18 protein-coding genes, 3 pseudogenes and 1 other annotated feature are annotated in these 18,913 nt (G+C 33.6%); of the genes and pseudogenes, 4 read left to right on the plus strand and 17 right to left on the minus strand.

Translation table 11 applies throughout. The features are described from left to right. Nucleotides 1-171: 171 nt before the first annotated feature. Both ACYVEC_RS17435 and ACYVEC_RS17440 read right to left on the minus strand, forming a co-directional pair. Nucleotides 172-1,371 (minus strand): ABC transporter permease, encoded by a 1,200-nt coding sequence (locus ACYVEC_RS17435; RefSeq protein WP_063223300.1) that lies wholly within the window; start codon nucleotides 1,369-1,371, stop codon nucleotides 172-174. After that, complete coding sequence (locus tag ACYVEC_RS17440; RefSeq protein ID WP_098556197.1) at nucleotides 1,364-2,074, minus strand: ABC transporter ATP-binding protein; 711 nt, start codon at nucleotides 2,072-2,074, stop codon at nucleotides 1,364-1,366. The genes ACYVEC_RS17435 and ACYVEC_RS17440 overlap by 8 nt, the downstream gene beginning before the upstream one ends. Before the next feature lie 153 nt (nucleotides 2,075-2,227). Here ACYVEC_RS17440 and ACYVEC_RS17445 point away from each other — a divergent pair, with 153 nt between their 5' ends. Then, nucleotides 2,228-2,659, plus strand: a complete 432-nt coding sequence (locus tag ACYVEC_RS17445; protein WP_098556199.1) for a GNAT family N-acetyltransferase — start codon at nucleotides 2,228-2,230, stop codon at nucleotides 2,657-2,659. Between the two features lie 29 nt (nucleotides 2,660-2,688). Beyond that, a complete protein-coding gene (locus ACYVEC_RS17450) occupies nucleotides 2,689-3,216 on the plus strand; it encodes an HAD-IIIA family hydrolase (RefSeq protein ID WP_063223297.1) in 528 nt (175 codons plus the stop codon). A 57-nt stretch (nucleotides 3,217-3,273) separates the two neighbouring features. Here ACYVEC_RS17450 and ACYVEC_RS17455 read toward each other — a convergent pair whose 3' ends face one another. From ACYVEC_RS17455 to ACYVEC_RS17480, 6 genes are all read right to left on the minus strand, one after another. Continuing rightward, nucleotides 3,274-3,714, minus strand: a complete 441-nt coding sequence (locus ACYVEC_RS17455) for a GNAT family N-acetyltransferase (protein WP_001223856.1) — start codon at nucleotides 3,712-3,714, stop codon at nucleotides 3,274-3,276. Next, nucleotides 3,711-4,184, minus strand: coding sequence for an SAM-dependent methyltransferase (locus ACYVEC_RS17460; RefSeq protein ID WP_063223296.1), 474 nt, complete (start codon nucleotides 4,182-4,184; stop codon nucleotides 3,711-3,713). The genes ACYVEC_RS17455 and ACYVEC_RS17460 overlap by 4 nt, the downstream gene beginning before the upstream one ends. Before the next feature lie 87 nt (nucleotides 4,185-4,271). Beyond that, nucleotides 4,272-4,970 carry an aspartate/glutamate racemase family protein gene (locus tag ACYVEC_RS17465; protein WP_275718884.1) on the minus strand — a complete coding sequence of 233 codons (699 nt, stop codon included), beginning with the start codon at nucleotides 4,968-4,970 and terminating at the stop codon, nucleotides 4,272-4,274. 183 nt (nucleotides 4,971-5,153) lie between these two features. Then, nucleotides 5,154-6,356 (minus strand): alcohol dehydrogenase EutG, encoded by a 1,203-nt coding sequence (gene eutG / locus ACYVEC_RS17470; RefSeq protein ID WP_063223294.1) that lies wholly within the window; start codon nucleotides 6,354-6,356, stop codon nucleotides 5,154-5,156. Nucleotides 6,357-6,395: 39 nt separating this feature from the next. Then, nucleotides 6,396-7,835, minus strand: a complete 1,440-nt coding sequence (locus ACYVEC_RS17475) for a GntP family permease (RefSeq protein WP_063223293.1) — start codon at nucleotides 7,833-7,835, stop codon at nucleotides 6,396-6,398. Nucleotides 7,836-8,044: 209 nt separating this feature from the next. Then, nucleotides 8,045-8,710 (minus strand): HAD family hydrolase, encoded by a 666-nt coding sequence (locus ACYVEC_RS17480; protein WP_275718883.1) that lies wholly within the window; start codon nucleotides 8,708-8,710, stop codon nucleotides 8,045-8,047. A 192-nt stretch (nucleotides 8,711-8,902) separates the two neighbouring features. Here ACYVEC_RS17480 and ACYVEC_RS17485 point away from each other — a divergent pair, with 192 nt between their 5' ends. Both ACYVEC_RS17485 and ACYVEC_RS17490 read left to right on the plus strand, forming a co-directional pair. Next, nucleotides 8,903-9,700 (plus strand): lipid II flippase Amj family protein, encoded by a 798-nt coding sequence (locus ACYVEC_RS17485; protein ID WP_275718882.1) that lies wholly within the window; start codon nucleotides 8,903-8,905, stop codon nucleotides 9,698-9,700. 24 nt (nucleotides 9,701-9,724) lie between these two features. Beyond that, nucleotides 9,725-10,294, plus strand: coding sequence for a nucleotidyltransferase family protein (locus tag ACYVEC_RS17490; protein WP_275718881.1), 570 nt, complete (start codon nucleotides 9,725-9,727; stop codon nucleotides 10,292-10,294). A 42-nt stretch (nucleotides 10,295-10,336) separates the two neighbouring features. Here the strand turns inward: ACYVEC_RS17490 and ACYVEC_RS17495 are convergent, their stop codons facing one another. The 9 genes and pseudogenes from ACYVEC_RS17495 to ACYVEC_RS17535 all read right to left on the minus strand — a co-directional run. Further along, complete coding sequence (locus tag ACYVEC_RS17495; RefSeq protein WP_080468526.1) at nucleotides 10,337-11,251, minus strand: alpha/beta fold hydrolase; 915 nt, start codon at nucleotides 11,249-11,251, stop codon at nucleotides 10,337-10,339. A 36-nt stretch (nucleotides 11,252-11,287) separates the two neighbouring features. Then, nucleotides 11,288-12,628, minus strand: coding sequence for a sodium-dependent transporter (locus ACYVEC_RS17500; protein WP_063223288.1), 1,341 nt, complete (start codon nucleotides 12,626-12,628; stop codon nucleotides 11,288-11,290). Between the two features lie 118 nt (nucleotides 12,629-12,746). Further along, nucleotides 12,747-12,995: a binding site (T-box leader), on the minus strand. Nucleotides 12,996-13,103: 108 nt separating this feature from the next. Further along, nucleotides 13,104-13,244: pseudogene (locus ACYVEC_RS17505) on the minus strand (PepSY domain-containing protein); the annotation flags it as partial. 533 nt (nucleotides 13,245-13,777) lie between these two features. Beyond that, entirely contained in the window at nucleotides 13,778-14,260 is a 483-nt protein-coding gene (locus tag ACYVEC_RS17510) for an antitoxin YezG family protein (protein WP_000997352.1), read from the minus strand. Continuing rightward, nucleotides 14,253-14,765 (minus strand): annotated as a pseudogene (locus tag ACYVEC_RS17515) (DNA/RNA non-specific endonuclease). Before ACYVEC_RS17515 ends, ACYVEC_RS17510 begins: the two are co-directional and overlap by 8 nt. 75 nt (nucleotides 14,766-14,840) lie before the next feature. After that, nucleotides 14,841-16,076, minus strand: a complete 1,236-nt coding sequence (locus ACYVEC_RS17520) for an IS110 family RNA-guided transposase (RefSeq protein ID WP_460507480.1) — start codon at nucleotides 16,074-16,076, stop codon at nucleotides 14,841-14,843. 158 nt (nucleotides 16,077-16,234) lie between these two features. Next, a complete protein-coding gene (locus ACYVEC_RS17525) occupies nucleotides 16,235-17,017 on the minus strand; it encodes a recombinase family protein (RefSeq protein WP_460507483.1) in 783 nt (260 codons plus the stop codon). 664 nt (nucleotides 17,018-17,681) lie between these two features. Next, nucleotides 17,682-18,152, minus strand: coding sequence for a DUF6985 domain-containing protein (locus tag ACYVEC_RS17530; protein WP_460507486.1), 471 nt, complete (start codon nucleotides 18,150-18,152; stop codon nucleotides 17,682-17,684). Between the two features lie 14 nt (nucleotides 18,153-18,166). Then, nucleotides 18,167-18,760, minus strand: a pseudogene (locus ACYVEC_RS17535) (HNH endonuclease); the annotation flags it as partial. Nucleotides 18,761-18,913 lie beyond the last annotated feature (153 nt).

Consider the following 18,913-nt stretch of genomic DNA (forward strand, 5'->3'; position numbering starts at 1 on the left):
TCACTTGAATATGAAATTGTAAGATTTCATACAATAAAAATACAACAACAATGAGGAGGCCACCAGATGACTTTAGATGTCATGTATTCCGCCGCAAGTATACTCGTTTTAATATATTTTATTTATCAATGTGTTACAGACTAGAAAAAGAGCCATTTTCCGGCTCTTTTTCTATGGTAAGAATACAATCCAACCAATCAATACTATAAAAATAATCCCAGCAATTACAGCTGGTAATAAATAAAAATGAGAAAGTATAACTATTCCATACAAAAGTATTACTGGAAGTAATAAATAGCGATCTGCCTTCCATCTTAACAATAGTAATTTACCTTCATCACAATATAAATGAAGAAACATTTTTTTCGTAAATTCATTCCAATAATCACGTGCATAGCGAGAAATTGCAACTAAGGCAAATAAGAGAATAATAGCCGCAATCCACCTCGGACTCATACTAATACTTACTGTGCTTATACATACAATTTGAATATAAAATATTCGTGCACTACTTGTACGGAAGAATTCTTTCAAAAAGGATTCAACAATACGATAATCCTTTTTCTTCCCTAAAAACTTTTTAGAACGAGGAAACATCCACGGTTTTTTATTCGAACTACTCGGTTTAGCTGCATGACCACCAACTTGCATAATCCCACTCGTCCAGCGCATACTTTCTTCTTTCTCTTTCTCAACCTCTTTAAAAAATGAATTTTTATAATTTAGTTTTTCTTTTATCAATACGATAATTAGAAAAACTGCTAGACCGATACATAGTATAGAATAAAATGAATTTTTATAAATAAGAAACAGACTCACTCCAAAAAAGGATAGACTTATAGAAAATATAACATTTTTTATAATCCATAGTAGCCATCGTTTCCCCACACGTACATGAATAAATCTCGTTAACAACGACAACATAAATCGAAATACAGTAAAGAATAGCCAAAATAATACGACTTGTACCTTCGTCACTCCAATACTTTTTATCAACACTGGTAACATGGAAACTACTACCACTACATTTGTTATCGCTATCCGAATAAACGTATATGTCATGCCATACTGGATTAACTTTTGCATGTGTGCTGGATACGAAATTAAAAATAAACTATCCGCTTGCTCAAAAAATGAACGAACTCCTCTTGCATATGTAATCACATAAAATGCCAGTAGACCTAATCCAAAATAAACCGCCTCTCTCATCGATTGTTCTTCCATCCACAGTGAACGATAATAAATCCCTATAAATATAAGTGCTGGAATAATAATATATAGCCCAACTGTCCAATCAGTTATAGAACGTATGGATTTCCATTTCCGCCCTAGTTCATGGCGCAATCTTTTATAAAACTGTTGTTTAATCATGCTGTTCACGCCTTACGATTACATCAAAACAGTCTAATAATGAACTACCCGGCATTTCTGCTAACGTTTGGATAGATTCTAAATGTCCATATGCGACTAATGTTCCTTGCGAAATGAGTAAAAATCTCTCACAAATTTTTTCAGCAGTATCTAATACGTGCGTACAAAGTAAAATTCCTGCCCCGCGTTCTTTTTCTTTATATAAATAATTTAAAAACTCTTTCGTAGCTACCGGATCTAAACCAATAAAAGGTTCGTCAATGATATAAAAATCTGGCTCAGTTAAAAAAGCTAATATGAGCATCGATTTTTGTTTCATTCCTTTTGAAAACTTTGATAAATACTCATGTTTATGTTTATCCATTCGAAACATATGTAATAACTCTTTAGCTTTCCATTCCCAGCTTTCGGCTTCGTTCTCGCGAGCAGCCATTAATAATTCAATATGTTCCCATAGCGTCAAATAATCATAATATGTCGGGTGTTCTGGCACATATGCATACGGATTCTTCTTCTCGCCAAATGATATTTCACCATTCATATTTACAAGCAACCCGAGCATTGTTTTAATCGTCGTACTTTTCCCGGCACCATTTGCGCCAATAAGAGCAACTAATTCACCTTTTTCAATAGAAAAAGCGATATCATGAATTGCTTTTTCACCTATTTCATATCCAGCAGAGCGGATATTTACTTCTAACATACATTCCCCTTCTTTCCATTTTCAATACAAACAAGGAAAAGAATAACATATAACTATCTATATATCATTATAAAATATTTATTTTCATAGCAGGAAAAAATATTTTTTAACAGAATAATAAATATTTGATTACATTTTATTGGAGTGGATAATATGTCTTTTCAAATTCGTGAAGCGACGATAGACGATATAGATGCACTTTGCTCTTTAACGAAAGAATTAAAAGGATCCTCTATTTCCTATGAAGATATGAACAACCGATTGCAATTCGTAAAAGTGAGTCCTTTTGATTTTTTATATGTTTATGAAGAAGAAGAAACTACATTTGGATTACTTGGGTTTCGTATACGTGAAAATTTAGAAGATGTAACTCGGTATGGAGAAATTTCAATTATTAGCGTTGATTCTACAATACGACGAAAAGGCATTGGACAAGTATTAATGGATTATGCAGAGCAATTAGCAAAGAAGCATAATTGCATTGGCACATGGCTAGTTAGTGGAACAAAACGAGTACAAGCTCATCCTTTTTATAAAAAATTGGGATATGAAGTAAATGGCTATCGATTTGTAAAATATTTTTAAACTACTTTTTAATGGAAAGGACTATAACTATGGCAAACATTCAAGCAATTTTCATTGATCGTGACGGTACAATTGGCGGTGACACTACTATACATTACCCTGGATCTTTTACTTTATTCCCCTTTACAAAAGCAGCTTTGCAAAAACTAAAAGCTCAAAATATAAAAATTTTCTCTTTCACAAATCAACCAGGTATTGCGGATGGAATAGCGACTATAGCCGATTTTTCACAAGAATTAGAAGGCTTCGGTTTTGATGATATTTACGTATGTCCTCATAAACATGGTAATGGTTGTGAATGCCGGAAACCAAGTACAGGTATGCTTCTTAAAGCAGCGGAAAAACATGGGCTTGATTTAACACAATGTGCTGTAGTTGGTGATCGCTGGACTGATATCGTTGCAGGAGCAAAAGTAAACGCAACAACGATTTTAGTACGAACAGGCGCTGGATATGATGCTTTACATACATACCGAGACAAATGGGCTCATATTGAACCAAACTACATTGCAGAAAACTTTGAAGATGCAACAAATTGGGTTTTAAATCAACTATAATGCAATTTAAAAGAGACGCCTTCAAAATGAATGCGCCTCTTTTTCATCTAAGATTTTTTAAAACGTTAGTTCATAATGGAAATAACGATTATCTCTCAAATATCCATTTTCAGCGTATAATCGCTGCGCTGATAGATTGTCTATCTCTGTTTGTAATTTTACACCTTTTGCACCATTTTCTAAGGCAAATTCTTTCGCAGCTTCTAATAATTTTTTTCCTGTTCCTGCTCCGCGCTTAGCAGCTTGTACAAATAAATCATTTAAAATCCATAATTCTTTCATCGAAATAGACGAAAATGATGGATATAATTGCGTGAATCCAATATATTCACCGTCTTCAACTGCCACGAAAATAACAGATTCTTTTCTCTCCATTCGATTTCGTAAAAATACTTTTGCTCCCTCTATATCAGAATCTTGTCTATAAAACATACGATAGTTATTAAAAACTGATGCTAGTCCATCTAAATCTGCAATTGTTGCCTCATATATTCTCATTTTACTCCGTTCCCCTTCCAATACTGTCTCATTATATCCGTTGCCCATTTAGGCTGTAGAATTTCTTCTTTCGGCATAAACTCTTTCATTATTGGCTTTATATCCAATATAGGGGTGCCATCAATAGCATCTAACCCCTCAACAATAATTGATTTACCTTCTCTTTTAATTACCTTTACAATTGTTGCTCCTATGCGATTCGGACGATTTTTCCCACGCTGTGCAAAAATGCCTACTTTAGGATAATCATGATTATTTCTAGGGTGTCTAGCAACATATTGAATTTGTTCATCAGTTACTTTATGAAAATAAAAAACTACTTCAATATGAGAAAAATCTTCAATCCCTTGTATACTTTCCTCTGTATACATTTCAGTTAAAGTAATATAGGATCTTACTTCTCCCCACTCATCATCTTTTATTTCCCTTCTTTCATTATGTACAAATGCGATTGGTTGAACTGAAAACATACGCATTCCCCCTTAAATGTAACCACTTACATTATAAAGTATTTTCTGAATGTTTTCCACACATACGCACTAGGTTACATAATATAATTATACTCTATTCTGTAAGGCGAAATTAACTGCTTCAACTGCATGTATATGAGTTGTGTCGAATATCGGAATGGATACGTCTTCCTGCTTTATTAATAATCCTATTTCTGTACAACCTAATATGATTCCTTGTGCCCCTTCTTGTACTAGCTCATCTATAACTCTTTTATAATATACTCTAGATTGAGATATTATCTTTCCTAAACACAATTCCGTATATATTACTTCGTTTATCTTATCTCTATCCTTTTCTGATGGTACCATTACTTTTATATGATTCTCTTCAATACGTGACTTATAGAAATCTTGCTCCATTGTATATTTAGTTCCAAGCAAACCAACTGTTTGAATATCTTTTCTTTTAATTTCTTTTGCAGTTGCATCAGCAATATGTACGATTGGAATATGAATATACTCCTTTATTTTTCCAACTACTTTATGCATTGTATTTGTGCAAATAATTATAAAGTCTGCTCCTCCCTTTTGTAATGAATGTGCTGCATTCCCTAGAATTTGTCCTGCACCATCCCAATCACCACTAGACTGATATCGTTCAATCTCTTCAAAATCCACACTATTAATTAAACATTTAGCTGAATGTAACCCACCTAATCTACTTTTTATTTCTTCATTTAAGACTCGGTAATATTCAGAAGTTGATTCCCAACTCATCCCACCAATAAGACCTATCGTTTTCATACAAACACCTACCTAAACTATTTTTATACAACTAATAATGATATTTTATTATGTACATTATACACAATAAAACAAGACTTTACGTTTATCATATAAAGTCTTGTTTTAACCTAAATAAGATGTTAATAATGAAGATTAATTCTAAATTCATTTCCTCGGAAATTTTTGTTGAATATTCTGAAATTAACACTTCGATGTTTTTATAGAATCTTCATATCGATAATGAAAACATTCTCGATACAACTGCTTGATTTCATCATAGGATGGTACTCGTGGATTATTTCCTGGGCTACCACTTTCAATTGCATCTGACGCCATTTTAGAAATAGCTTTTTCAAATTCACCTTCACCAATTCCATATTCTTTTAAATTTGGAATACGAAGATCAAAACAAAGTTTTTTTATTTCCCTCAGCGTGTAGTCAGCTACTTCTTCATCACAATCTGAATACAAATCTTTATTTAAACAGCGGCCAATTTCCGCTAATCTTTTTACCGCACTACCTTTTGTATATTCTAAAACTGCAGGTAATAGTATTGCATTCGATATACCATGTGGTACATGAAATAATGCTCCTACTGGTCTTGACATTCCATGAACTAATGTAACAGATGCGTTCGAAAATGCAATTCCAGCTTGTAAGGAAGCAATCATCATCGCTTCTCTTGCCTCCATATTCTCTCCATCTTCATATGCAATACGTAAATACTTCATAATACTTTCAATTGCTGAAAGAGCGAGTACATCTGTAAGTGATTGTGAAACTTTAGAAATATATGCTTCGACTGCATGACATAATGCATCTATCCCTGTTGCTGCTGTTATATGAGCTGGTACCGAACGTGTTAAAATCGGGTCAATTATAGCTACTTGCGGGGTAAAACTTGGATGCTTCATCATCATTTTTACATCTGTTCGTTTATTCGTTATTACTGCTACACTTGTTACTTCTGATCCAGTGCCAGAAGTTGTTGGAATTGCAATAAGTGGTAGCGGATCATTGTCTATTTCTAAATCCTTTTGAACATAATCTTCCACTTCTCCACCATTTGTATATAACACCGCAACTGCTTTCGCAGCATCAATACAACTTCCACCACCAAGACCGATAATAAAATCACATTTTCCTTCTTTACATACAGTTAATGCTTCTAACACGTGTATATTTGTAGGCTCTGCATTCACTTTATTATATGTAATAGTAGTAATACCTTTTGCATTTAGTTGTTTTATACACTTTTCAATGTACCCTAATTTCTCCATAATTGTATCAGAAACTATGAAAGCTCTTTTCCCCAATTTCTTTGATTGTTCCCCCAGTTTTTCAAGTGAATTTCTCCCATATAATACAGACTTCGGCATACGAAACTCAGCAACTTCTTGCAAGTACTCCACCCCTTCTTATCATTCATTTATTATCTAATTTTAATAAATTCCTGTTAAAGTATAGAATGCGATAACCAAAAATACAGCAAGCGTTTTCAATACTGTGATGGCAAAGATATCTTTATAAGATTGTTTATGAGTTAATCCCGTTACTGTAAGGATAGTAATAATAGCCCCGTTATGTGGTAATGTATCCATTCCTCCTGATGCCATTGATACGATACGGTGCATTACTTCTAATGGAATATCAAATTGATTAGCCGCTGCAATAAACTTATCTCCCATTGCACTTAAAACGATTCCCATTCCTCCTGATGCAGAGCCTGTAATACCAGCTAAAATATTCGTCGTGACTGCTCCATTCACGAGGGGGTTTGTGAATGTGGCAGAGATGCCATCTCGCATAATCGCAAAGCCTGGAAGTGCTGCGATGACACCACCGAATCCAAACTCAGCTCCTGTATTCATCGTTGCAAGTAATGCTCCACCAATACTTGTATTCAATCCAGCTTGAAATCCTGTTACTACTCGTTTCCAATATAATAATAACGTAGTTACTATACCTATAATAAGTGCCAATTCTACTGACCAGATTCCAACTACTGCGCTTAATTCTACTTTTCCAAATGCTTTCATACCAATTGTAGAAAAATCAAAACCATTCGGATACCACTTCGGTATCATAATAGTAAAAACTTTATTCATTACACCTACTAAAATAAGTGGAATAAAAGCAATTACTTGCTGTACTCTTGTAATTTCAATACTTTTAAGTAACGGCATATCTTTTTGTTCTACTTGTAAAGATGCTGCCATTTCAGTATTCCCATCGTTGAAACCAAAATATCCTTCACCTGCTGCCTTGGCCTTCTTTCGTCTACTCTCTAAATATAGTAAACCTAATGTAAGAACAAAAATTGCTCCTACAATTCCAAGTATTGGCGCAGCATAAATGTCCGTTTTGAAAAATGTTGTAGGTATTACGTTTTGAATTTGTGGTGATCCAGGTAGCGCATCCATTGTAAATGTCACTGCTCCTAGCACGATTGTCCCAGGGATTAAACGCTTTGGAATATTCGCTTGTCGAAACAACTTAGCTGCGAATGGATATACAGCAAACACTACTACATACACACTAACACCACTATACGTTAAAATAGCTCCCATTAATACAATCGCTAATATCGTACGTTTTTCACCAACTAACTCTATAATTGTCTTTGCAATAGAGTCCGCAATCCCTGACATTTCTACTACTTTCCCAAATATTGCTCCTAGTAAAAATACAGGGAAATATAACTTTATAAATCCTACCATTTTCTCCATAAAGATATTAGAAAAGAAAGGTAATACAAAACTAGGCTCTGTCAAAAATACCGCAAATAATGCAAATATCGGTGCAAATAAAATAACAGAAAACCCTCTATATGCTACAAACATAAGTAAACTAAGTGCTAATAATATAATAACTAGCTCCAATTATACCCCTCCATTAAACTGAAAATTCAAACTTCTATTGATAAACTTCTACTACTAATCTTTTGATTCTGACACCCCTCCTCTTATTCATACAAATTTTTCATGCTAAAAATGTCTAATTATAAGTATTCGATTACATATAAAAAATCCCTTTAAACAAAAAACGATTTCATCGTCAGACGTTATAAAGGGATTGGTATTCTCTATATTTACTGCTTTATTAAACTATTCTCTATACAAAAATGATGTAGCTCTTTTACATCATTCGCAATATGAGTCGCACCAACTTCAGTCAATTCTGTTTTATTACCATAACCATATAAAACGCCGATTGAAGCAATTTCATTATGATTCGCACCGATTATATCATGCTTTCTATCTCCAATCATAACAATCCCTTCTCTATTAAGTTCTTCATTTTTGTGTAAAATATGAGCAATAATCTCTTCTTTTTTTATTCTTGTACTATCTAAATTACTTCCAACAATATCTTCAAAATAATCCGTTAATTGAAAGTGCTCTAGTACTTGCTTTGCAAATACTGTAGGCTTTGAAGTTGCTACAAATAAACGATTAGCTGAACTTTTTAATTGTTGTAAAAGATCCGGAATACCTTCATATACATTATTTTCAAACAAACCACGCTGCTTTAAATATTCACGGAAATAAAAAACAGCTCGTTCAACCTCTCCTTCACTCATATTATATCTCTCTATGAATGATTGCTGAATGGGAGGGCCAATAAATGAATCTAACTCGCTTATATGTAATTCTTCTATGCCAACCTTTTTTAATGCATACAATACTGAATTTATAATCCCTTCTTTCGGATCCGTTAATGTTCCATCTAAATCAAATAGAAATGTTGTGTACATGTTTCATTCCCCCACTCATTTTACTTTATAAGTAACCTATAACATATTTCCCCACTCCCCCTTCTATTATACTATCATTATCTTTTTTCTGAAAAATTACTTTTCCTATGTCACATACTTTCAGTTACAAAAAACGATACATATGATAAAGTAAAAAAGTTACAATTATTTTAATAGAAACTGGTGAAACAAATGTCAATTACATTAATTTTTATAATGGCTTTCACAATTGTCATCCATGCTGTTGAAACTAGCTCTTATAGTATTCGATTAGCTGGTGTACGTTTAAAAAAGATTGCCGTTGCCTTATCCGTCGTAGGAATGGTACTGCTTATTTCAAGAACATCTAACTTACTACAAGCCTTTTTAATCGGTGGTATTGTCGATGAAGCAAAATTAGATTCTTCTATTGATTTAGAGCATATTATACGGCTCGTTCTATTATCTGCTTCTGTTGGTACATTGCTTGCGATTATACTGTACCCAACTTTGACAAAACTATTTGGATACGTCATTCAAAACTTTGAAACAGATGGTTCATTCATTCGAATGATGAAGACGAATAACATTCAAAAATTAAAGTACACAAACAAATATGTACGGTTTCCAAAGTTAGAAATGATTCATAGACTGCGTATCGGTGGTATTCCAAAACGTATTATGCTTATTAACATGTTTGCTACTGCTATTTATACAGCAGGTGTTCTTGCTGCCCTTTACGCTTCTTTTCTAAATCCAGACTATGCAACAAACGCAAGTACAGCTTCTGGTCTTGTAAATGGTTTTGCTACAATTTTATTAACGGTACTACTCGATCCACGCATCGCTCTTTTAACAGAACGTGCTTTACAATCAGAGCATGGTGCTGAATCTATGAGTAAAATGTACGGTTGGCTAATGCTTTCTAGACTTTTCGGTACATTATTAGCACAACTACTATTTGTACCAGGTGCTTACTGGATTTTATGGATTATTGAACTAATACATTAATTTACTAGAAAGGTGAGTTTATTAATGAATATACAAACAGAGCAAGATATAATTCGCTTAATAGAAAACGATGCATGGATGATGAATGTATTACAAATAGCGAAATCATTAGAACTACCTGATTGGTGGATTTGTGCCGGATTTATTCGTTCTAAAATTTGGGATACTTTACATAACTACGAAGTAAGAACGACTACACCAGACGTTGATGTCATTTATTTTGATCCTTTTCGTAAAGATGAGGTATACGAACAATCATTAGAAAAGAAACTGATAAATTTGGATACCTCTATACCTTGGTCAGTAAAGAATCAAGCTCGTATGCATGTGGTGAATAGCATGCCACCCTATTCCTCTTCTATCGATGCTATTTCTAAATTTCCTGAAACAGCAACGGCTTTAGGGGTTACATTAAACGAAAAAAACAAAGTTATATTAACCACTCCGTGCGGTATTGAAGATGTTCTTTCCTTACAAGTAAGACCAACAGCTCATTTTCTTAAATCGAAAGAACGTATACATATGTACAAAAACAGAGTTATTAAAAAGAATTGGCAAAGTAAGTGGCCTAACATAACAATCACATATCCATAAATTTAGAAAGGGTGTTTCTTATTTATAGAAGCACCCTTTTCTTCATTTCAAAAAATGTATGACTGTTTCTGCGAATCTATCTGCTTCCTCATAATGAGGTGAATGACCGCTCTCTTCAAATGCGATATACTTGCCGTTTCGAGCATCTTTATTAAATGTTTCAATTTGTTTTTCACACGTTACTACATCATATTTTCCTACAAGTAATAACATTGGATTCTGTACATCTTTTATTTTAGATAATAATGACGTATGACATGCTCCTTCTAATTTTAATCTATCAAAATGAATTTTGGAGCGTTTTGAAAATACTTCCCACTCTTGATCACTGTATAAACTCTCATCTGTCCTATCTTCCTTATTATTGTAAATCTCCATTCTTTTTTCTTCTAATTCTTCGCTTAATCTTATATAAGCATCAAGCAACTCTTCTGAACTAGCATTGCTAGATGAATAAGCTATGGACTCTTCTGCTACTTCTTCCTTTCCATACTTTTTTAATAACTCCCCTGTCTTTTGTAACAAAGCTCTACTTGTTAATGCAAAATCGAAAGTTGGTCCTTCAAATATTATTTTCTCTATTGAACTTGGATATATCGACGCATATAACAATGCTAAATATCCACCGAAAGAATGTCCAATTACAGACCACTTCTCAATTTGTAATACTTTTTTTAGTTCCTCACAGTCTTCAATCAAATCTTTTAATCCAAAAGCTTCGTCCTCAGTAATTTCTTCAGAGCGACAAACACCTCTTTGATCAATCATAATTACATATAGAGAATCTTTTAAACGTTCCGCTTGATGAAATGAAAAATCATAGCAACTTTCTCCTGGTCCACCATGCAAGTATAAGACTGGATTCTTTTTAGGATTTCCATGCGTTTCAACGTATAGCTTTTTCCCTCTAATATTCATGTATTTCCCTGTTTCTATCAAATGCGCCTTTATAATCATCACCTTCTTTTTTACTGAATATTATAACATTCAATATTAAATAACCCCTATTACATTTAAAAAGACAATAATTATTGCGAGCGGTGCTACAAATCGAAGTAAAAATGCCCAGAAAGTAAACACTTTCTTTCCATAATTTCCACCTACAAAAAACTCTGCTTCTAGCACCTTCTTTTCCATTTTGAATGAAACGAAAATACTAATAAATAGTGCTCCAAGTGGCATTAATATATTACTAGATAAGAAGTCTATTGCATCAAATATATTCTTTCCGAAAATCGTAATATCACTCCATACTCCAAATGATAACGCTGATGGTATACCTACTAAGAAAATGCAGAAACCGATCATCCATGATAATTTTCTTCTTCTTTCTTGTTCACCATTTGCTACTGCTGAAACAACAGTCTCTAATAAAGAAAATGCTGATGTTAATGTCGCAAATGTAAATAGTGCAAGGAATACTGTTAAGAAAAACCCACCGAATGGAATTTGACTAAATACAGATGGTAATACGATAAATAGTAATCCAGGCCCTTCTGTTGGCTCCATTCCTAATGAAAATACAGCTGGAAAAATAGCAAGACCTGCAAATAATGAAACAAATAAATTCAATCCAACAATTGTTATTGCTGATTTTGGTAAACTTTCTTTTTTATTTAAATAGGAACTATACGTGACCATTATCGAAATCCCGATACTAATCGCAAAGAACGATTGACCCATTGCGAACAAAATACTTTCTGAAGTAATCTTTGAAAAATCTGGTTGTAAGAAAAACTTCACACCTTCCATTGCATTATCAAGTGTTAGTGATCGAACAATAAGAGCACCAAATAAAACAAACAATGCTGGCAACATATATTTACTTGCTTTTTCAATTCCGTTTTGTACACCTTTTGATACAACCCAAATCGTAATGAACATAAAAGCGAAATGCCCCATAATCGCCCAAGCGGGATTTCCAATTGTTTCAGTAAATAATGTACCGTAATTCTGTCCTGGAGTAATAAGTTGCCCAGTTACTCCTCTGAATAAATAAATTAATACCCATCCACCTACAACACTATAAAACGAAAGTAATATAAAACACGTTCCAACGCCAAGGCGTCCAATCCAGTGCCACCCTGTATTTGGTGCAATACTTTTAAATGCTCCAACTGCTTGTTTTTGTGTACTGCGTCCAATCATAAATTCAGCTATAAGTAGTGGTAGTCCAATTAATACAGTAAATAATATAAAGATTAAAAAGAATGCTCCTCCCCCGCTCTTTCCAGCGATATAAGGAAACTTCCATATCGCGCCAAGTCCAATTGCTGATCCTGCTGCAGCCATTATAAAACCTAATTTCGAAGTCCATTGCTCCGTCTGTTTCATCTCATTTTCCTCCTAATTAAATCTTTTTATATAAATAAATAAATTTTATAAACCTATCCAAATAAACCCTCCATTTCTTTTTATATAAAATAAAAAAATGGCCCAGCATCTCTTTATATAAAGAGACGCTAAGCCATTTACTTAACGCGGTACCACCCTTATTGATTCCATTATGAATCCACCTTAGTAGTAATCGTTTGATTACAAACCTAATATCGAAGGTTAACCGTTAAGATTTACTAAGAATGTGATTCCGTTCCACCTTACTGCTCCTAGGCGAGTTCAGGATGTCATTTGACTATGTCACACCAACCCATAGCTCTCTGTACAAATATACGACCTTACTACTCCTATTCAACACATTTTAATATTTAGAATATATTTTCTTTTGAAATTAATATGAAGTATATCTGTTATATTAGTAACTGTCAAGGTATATATTAAATTTTAATGAGAAATCCTTTTTTATTTTTCATTATCCTTCGTCATCAGTACCTTCTTCTTGATCATCGTCATCTTGTTGTTGTGATGACTCCTTTTGTTGAATAGCGTTATTTACCGTTGTAGTAGACATAACTCCACCTCTTATTATATGTATTCTTACATCACCCGTTAAAACGTACTTTACGATGATTTCAAAAAATAATACAATCCCTCTACTATCGTCATACACTGCACATAGCCATTACAATCTATAAAAATTTAACAATTAATGCACTTATAAAATTATTATTCTCTTTTAAACTTTCACGTTACAACACAAAAAAGCACTTGTTGCCTTTCATAGACAATCAAGTGCTTTAAGTTCATATGTTTTTTAAGTAACATTAAATTTGTAAGTTTTATAGTAACAATATGACACCTTTTACATGTCATGACAACTACTACGTTAAAACCTACGAGTTTGTACGAGTTCGTTAGTTTAATATATATTCCATGTGTTTATATTCAGCACCCAATAAAATGTCATCTCGCCTAAGCTCGTACTTCGTTTTCTATTCTATCATTGCACACTGTACTCCATAATGGTACAACCATCATGGAGTTTATTCTTCAAAATAGCCATTTCTTTTTCTACCCACTTCTCATATATGCTTATGCATGTTTACGTTAAACCACTACAAGCTTTTATCATATATGGTATTGCACTCAATTTTTTGTATCTTCAAGATTTTTAAGATGTTTTTCTAAGTATTTTTTCCCTGAATTACTTTTAGGCATAAGACCAAGATGTTCATATTCCCAAATAATCATTCTCTCGTGCGAATTTTCATCCGAAAGGTCATCATAATTAAAGTCAATATTAAACTTTCCTGTATTATCAAAAATCATAGTGAAATTTGTCCAAGCTTCTTGATCATTATCAATAAACTCTTTCTTCATTCTCTTGATACAATCTAACAAACGATGCCACTTCTTAAAATATTCTTCTTCTGGGACATTAAAGTGTTCAAAAATACTATGACTGTAAATAGGAGTACTATTCTCTTCAGGGTAGTAATAAAAATATGACTCTTGAGCACCTTCCCCAACCTCACCATACAGGTAAACCTTAAACCAATTCTCTGGAATTGTATCAATTACAACCTCTGCTATTTCATTGTATAACTTGCTTAATTTTTCATCATTCATCTAATTTCCCTCCTGGTACATTATCAAAATTCCTCAATCTCCATCTATCTTCATCACCAATTTTATATCTAATAACAAAACTGTCTGGACGTTTTGAATTCCCGCTATAATTCGGCGTTATTTTCACCCTAACTTTATCACCATCATTAAGAGCATTAGCCCATTCATTCTCTAGTTTTTTCCATTCTCCTCTGTTTAAGTTACTATTCATTGGAACTAAATTATCCATATTACCAGAGCCTTTAAATATAGTTGCAATTAAATGTCCGCCGTCATCATCAGGCAACCTATTTTCTCGTCCTGCTGCTACCTGCATTCCTGTATTTCGTTTTCCTTTTTGAAGTATTAATTCTTCTGCCTCAACATCTACTATTCTACCAAGCTCATCTGTTGTATATTAATAACCATCCTCAGTAATATAACGTACGTTTGGCGCAAGTTCTTTCCTTCCATTTTTCCCTTTAATAATTTGTTTCCCAAGATCCCCCTCTTTTATTTCAGTTATCTTAGGAGTATTACCCGTACCCTATGTTGTAATCTTAAACTCTCACAATAAAAAAGCAAACCATGTAAAACCTTATTAAACTACTTCTTTTTCTTCCCCTATCGGCAATTCATAAGCTGTTTTATATTTCATCATGCCATATACAATGTTTACAAGCTTTCTCATAATACATACCAATGCTTGTCCTTTTGTTTTTCCCTCTTTAAGTTTCTTTTGATAATATGCATGAAACACTGGGTTTCTGGGTAACTTACTTCCTTTTGCTACTTGCACTTGCTGTACAGCTAAATTATAAAATAAAGCGTGTAGCGCCCTGTTTCCTTGTTTGCTTTTATGTGTCTTACCTTTCCCACCAGAACCAAAGTAAACAGGCGCAATCCCCGCGAATCGTGCTAATTTGTTGGCATTTGGAAATCGCCTTACATCCCCAATTTCTGCAATTAATGCTGATGCCGTCACAAGTTCTATTCCCGGCATCGTCTCTAATTGATAATCTAGTAGATTTACTAACCGTTTTAATTCTCTTTCGATGTATTTCATTTCCTTCTTTTTAAACTCAATATCCCGTACAATACTTCTTACTAAAAAGTCTCTTGTTTCTTGATACTCTTTCATTGTTTGTCCATCTTCTTTTACAATTTTTAATATGTCGCTTGCTTTCTTTACTGAACATGTATTGTTGCTAACATCCAATAAAAAAGCTGTTAATTGCTTTATATTCGCACCCTCTAAACAAGAGGTTGACGGATACTGCTGCCAAAACGCTAATGCTGTTTTCCCATCTACCTCTGAGAAAAACTTTTTATAACTTGGATAATGGTGATTTAATTGAATATGTAGTTGGTTTTTCAAAGCAGCTTGTGCTTTTACTAATGCATTTCTTCTTGAAACCAATTGTTGTATCGACCAAAATAAATCGTTTGGTTTTGCATCTGGTAGTTGCTCAAATTTGTTTACCAATATGCGTGCCACACATTCCGCATCCCAACTATCATTTTTTTGTATCATCACTTGGCTCTTTCGTTCTAAAAATGATAAAGCTGGATTTACTTCTTTCACTACTTGTTCATGATCTACTAAATATTTCGCTAATGCTCTTCCATAACCACCAACATCTTCTAAACCAAATACAACTGATAAACCATCACTCACATATGTCTCTACTTCTAATAGAAACTTCGAAAATGCAGATGGTTTATTATCAAATTGTATTTCTCCTAGTTTCTCTTGCCAGCAATTAATAATAACAGCCGTATGCTGCTCTTTATGTAAATCTACTCCTACATACAAATAGTTCTGCCTATGATGCATAACTCATCCCTCTATTCAATTATTTAGTCATATATAAAAATGTCGGCAACCTTAGTTCGAGCGTTCATCTTCCGATGCGCATAGGTACGCAAGCCTATCCATTTTCATAATTTCATAAGTACATATAGTAAAATGAGCGATTTTTTTAAGTACGACTGTTATATAATTGCTGCATGTTGTCCTTTTGTTTGTATTTTCCCGTATTTATACATGCCACGATAAAAATTCTCTCTATCTAACATGCGTTTCACTTGTACTTTCGTAAATTGTTTACCTTTCGCTGTGCAGTATCCTTCTACATTCAATTGTTCTGCCAATTGAGTCAGTGACCAATGCCTAAAAAAGTGTCGCAATTCAAATAGTCTACGTACAACTACTGCTTTCCCAGCTTCTACTTCTAACACCTTTTGTCCTTTTTTGGCCTTGTAACCAAACAGTACGCCACCACCTGCATACCCACCTCGTTCAGCCTTCTTCTTTCTACCTCGACTTAGCTTTAATGCAATCTCAAGACGTTGATATTGATCTAGTAGTTCTAACATGCCATTTACTAAAAAGTCATTTGGGTCATACGTGTATATACTATAATTTGGTTGTTCAATCGCTTTCACATCAACCTCATGTTTCTTTAGCTCTCGTTGTATTAATACTTTTGCCATATCAGAGCGCCATAACCGAGATGTATTTAATACAATCACGTGCCTCACTTGTTGATATGCCAAATCTGACAATAATTCTTGTAAGCCTTCACGTTCAATTGTTAATCCATCTTCATCTACCGTCGCTCCGCTAATCCCTTTATCTTCGTATATATGAAGCAGCTGTAGTTCATTCTCGTTACAGTACCGTTCAATTTCTTCTACTTGATACGTTAGGCTGTACCCTTCACGCACTTGTCCTTCTGTTGAAACTCGTACATAACCAACAACTTTCTCCCCCATATCAAACTCCCTCCCGTTACAGCAATTAAAGTCCCTGTAACGTTTACCCGTTTTTTTGCGGATAACGTGTTCATAACGTAAATCCGTTAAAACGTACTTTACGATGACTTCAAAAAATAACACAACCCTTTATTTTTTCCTCTACTATCGTCGTACACTGTAGATAGCCATTACAATCTATAAAACAACAATAAAAATTTAACACTTAATGCACTTATAAAATTATAATGCTCTTTTAAATTTCTACGCTAAAATGCCAAAAAGCACTTGTTGCCATAATTGACAATCAAGTGCTTTAAGTTCATATGTTTTTAAGTAGCATTAATCTTGTAAGTTTTGTAGTAACAGTATGACACCTTTTATACGTCATGACAACTACTACGTTAAAACTTACGAGTTTGTACGAGTTCGTTAGTTTTATGTCCATTCCATGTCTTTATATTCGTCGCACATTAAAATGTCATCTCGCCTAAGCTCGTACTTTATTTTCTATTCTATCATTGCACACAGTACTCCATGACGGTACAACCATCATGAAGTGCGTATTTCAAAATGACCTTTTCTTTTTTTGTACACTTCAACTATCCCTTAATTCTATCAGCCCATATATTCCGAATGAATAAAAAAACAATTTTATTGTCTCTATAAAAATAAACTTCGAAGTTTAAAGTACAACGTCCTGATAACCTACCTCAGTTACTTCACCTTTCACAAAACAAAGGCCTAATCCATTTTCCATATCCCATGTACAGTCAAACGTAAGTCCGATATCAAGAAAGTCGATAAGGTCATTATCTGGAACAAAAATTCCAACTAAGGTTATTTTTTCAAGAATTTGAGTAGCTGTTTCTATTAAAGGATAATTTTCGTTAAATTCAACATCGTAACCAAATTCATATCTTTTTTGTTTATAATAATCTAATATAGGCTCCAAAATACTTTGTTGTAATTGTTGCCATCTTTCTATTAAAAAATTATATGCCATATATTGTTCTTCCTCAAACTGACCATCATCTTCTCCCCTGACTATTAATGCCACCTTAACTTCGTTCCCAAAAAACTCAATGTTTTTATATCCAATCCAATCATAATTATTAAACTCAAGTTCGCCAAAAACTGCATCATTTATTTTCATTATATATCTCTCCTTTATTGTTTACTAGCAAATCCATCTGGCATAAACGCTCCTGCATTGATTTCACCTACTCCACCAAGATGTACAAATTTACTGTTTATCTCTGTCGGTACAAGTTGCACTGTCTTTACATCATTCAATTCATGCCAAGTTAACTTGTGTGCACGTCGATATTTCTCTATTTGCTTCCATGTAATTTCACCAGATTCCATCCCAAACTTACGTGCTAATTCAGGAGAATTATTCAATTGCTCAGCCAATTTTTCATCTGCTTGAGTGAAATTAAGACGTCTTGCTACTGATCCATTTCCACCAGTGCCACCTACCATATGATTGATTTCTACCTGTGCTTTTGATACTGGTGAAAAATCAGGAACTCCATTTTTATATTGAATACCTTTTATACCAGCCTCATCTAATATGCTTTTCAATTTAGGGTCTGGTGGCGGTTTAAGCGTACTTAAAGATTCTCCCCTAATTCCTTCAAATTCAATCTTTGGATTAATCTGTGCAGGTGTTTGATTAATCCTTGATTCATACGAACTAGCAAAATCAGTTTGTCTAAAAGCAGGTGGAACTTCAGCCTCTCTATTACCCGTACCCTTAGTGCACTTATAAAATTATAACTCTCTTTTCACTTTTCGTTCTAAAATCAAAAAAGTACTCTTCTTCTCTTGTAAAACAAGCAAGCACTAAGTTAAATGAACAAAAAAACAGACCAATCATAGTGTTATCTGACTATAATCGGCCTGTCTAACGTA

The sequence above is a fragment of the Bacillus sp. MN7755 genome (genome assembly GCF_054771475.1).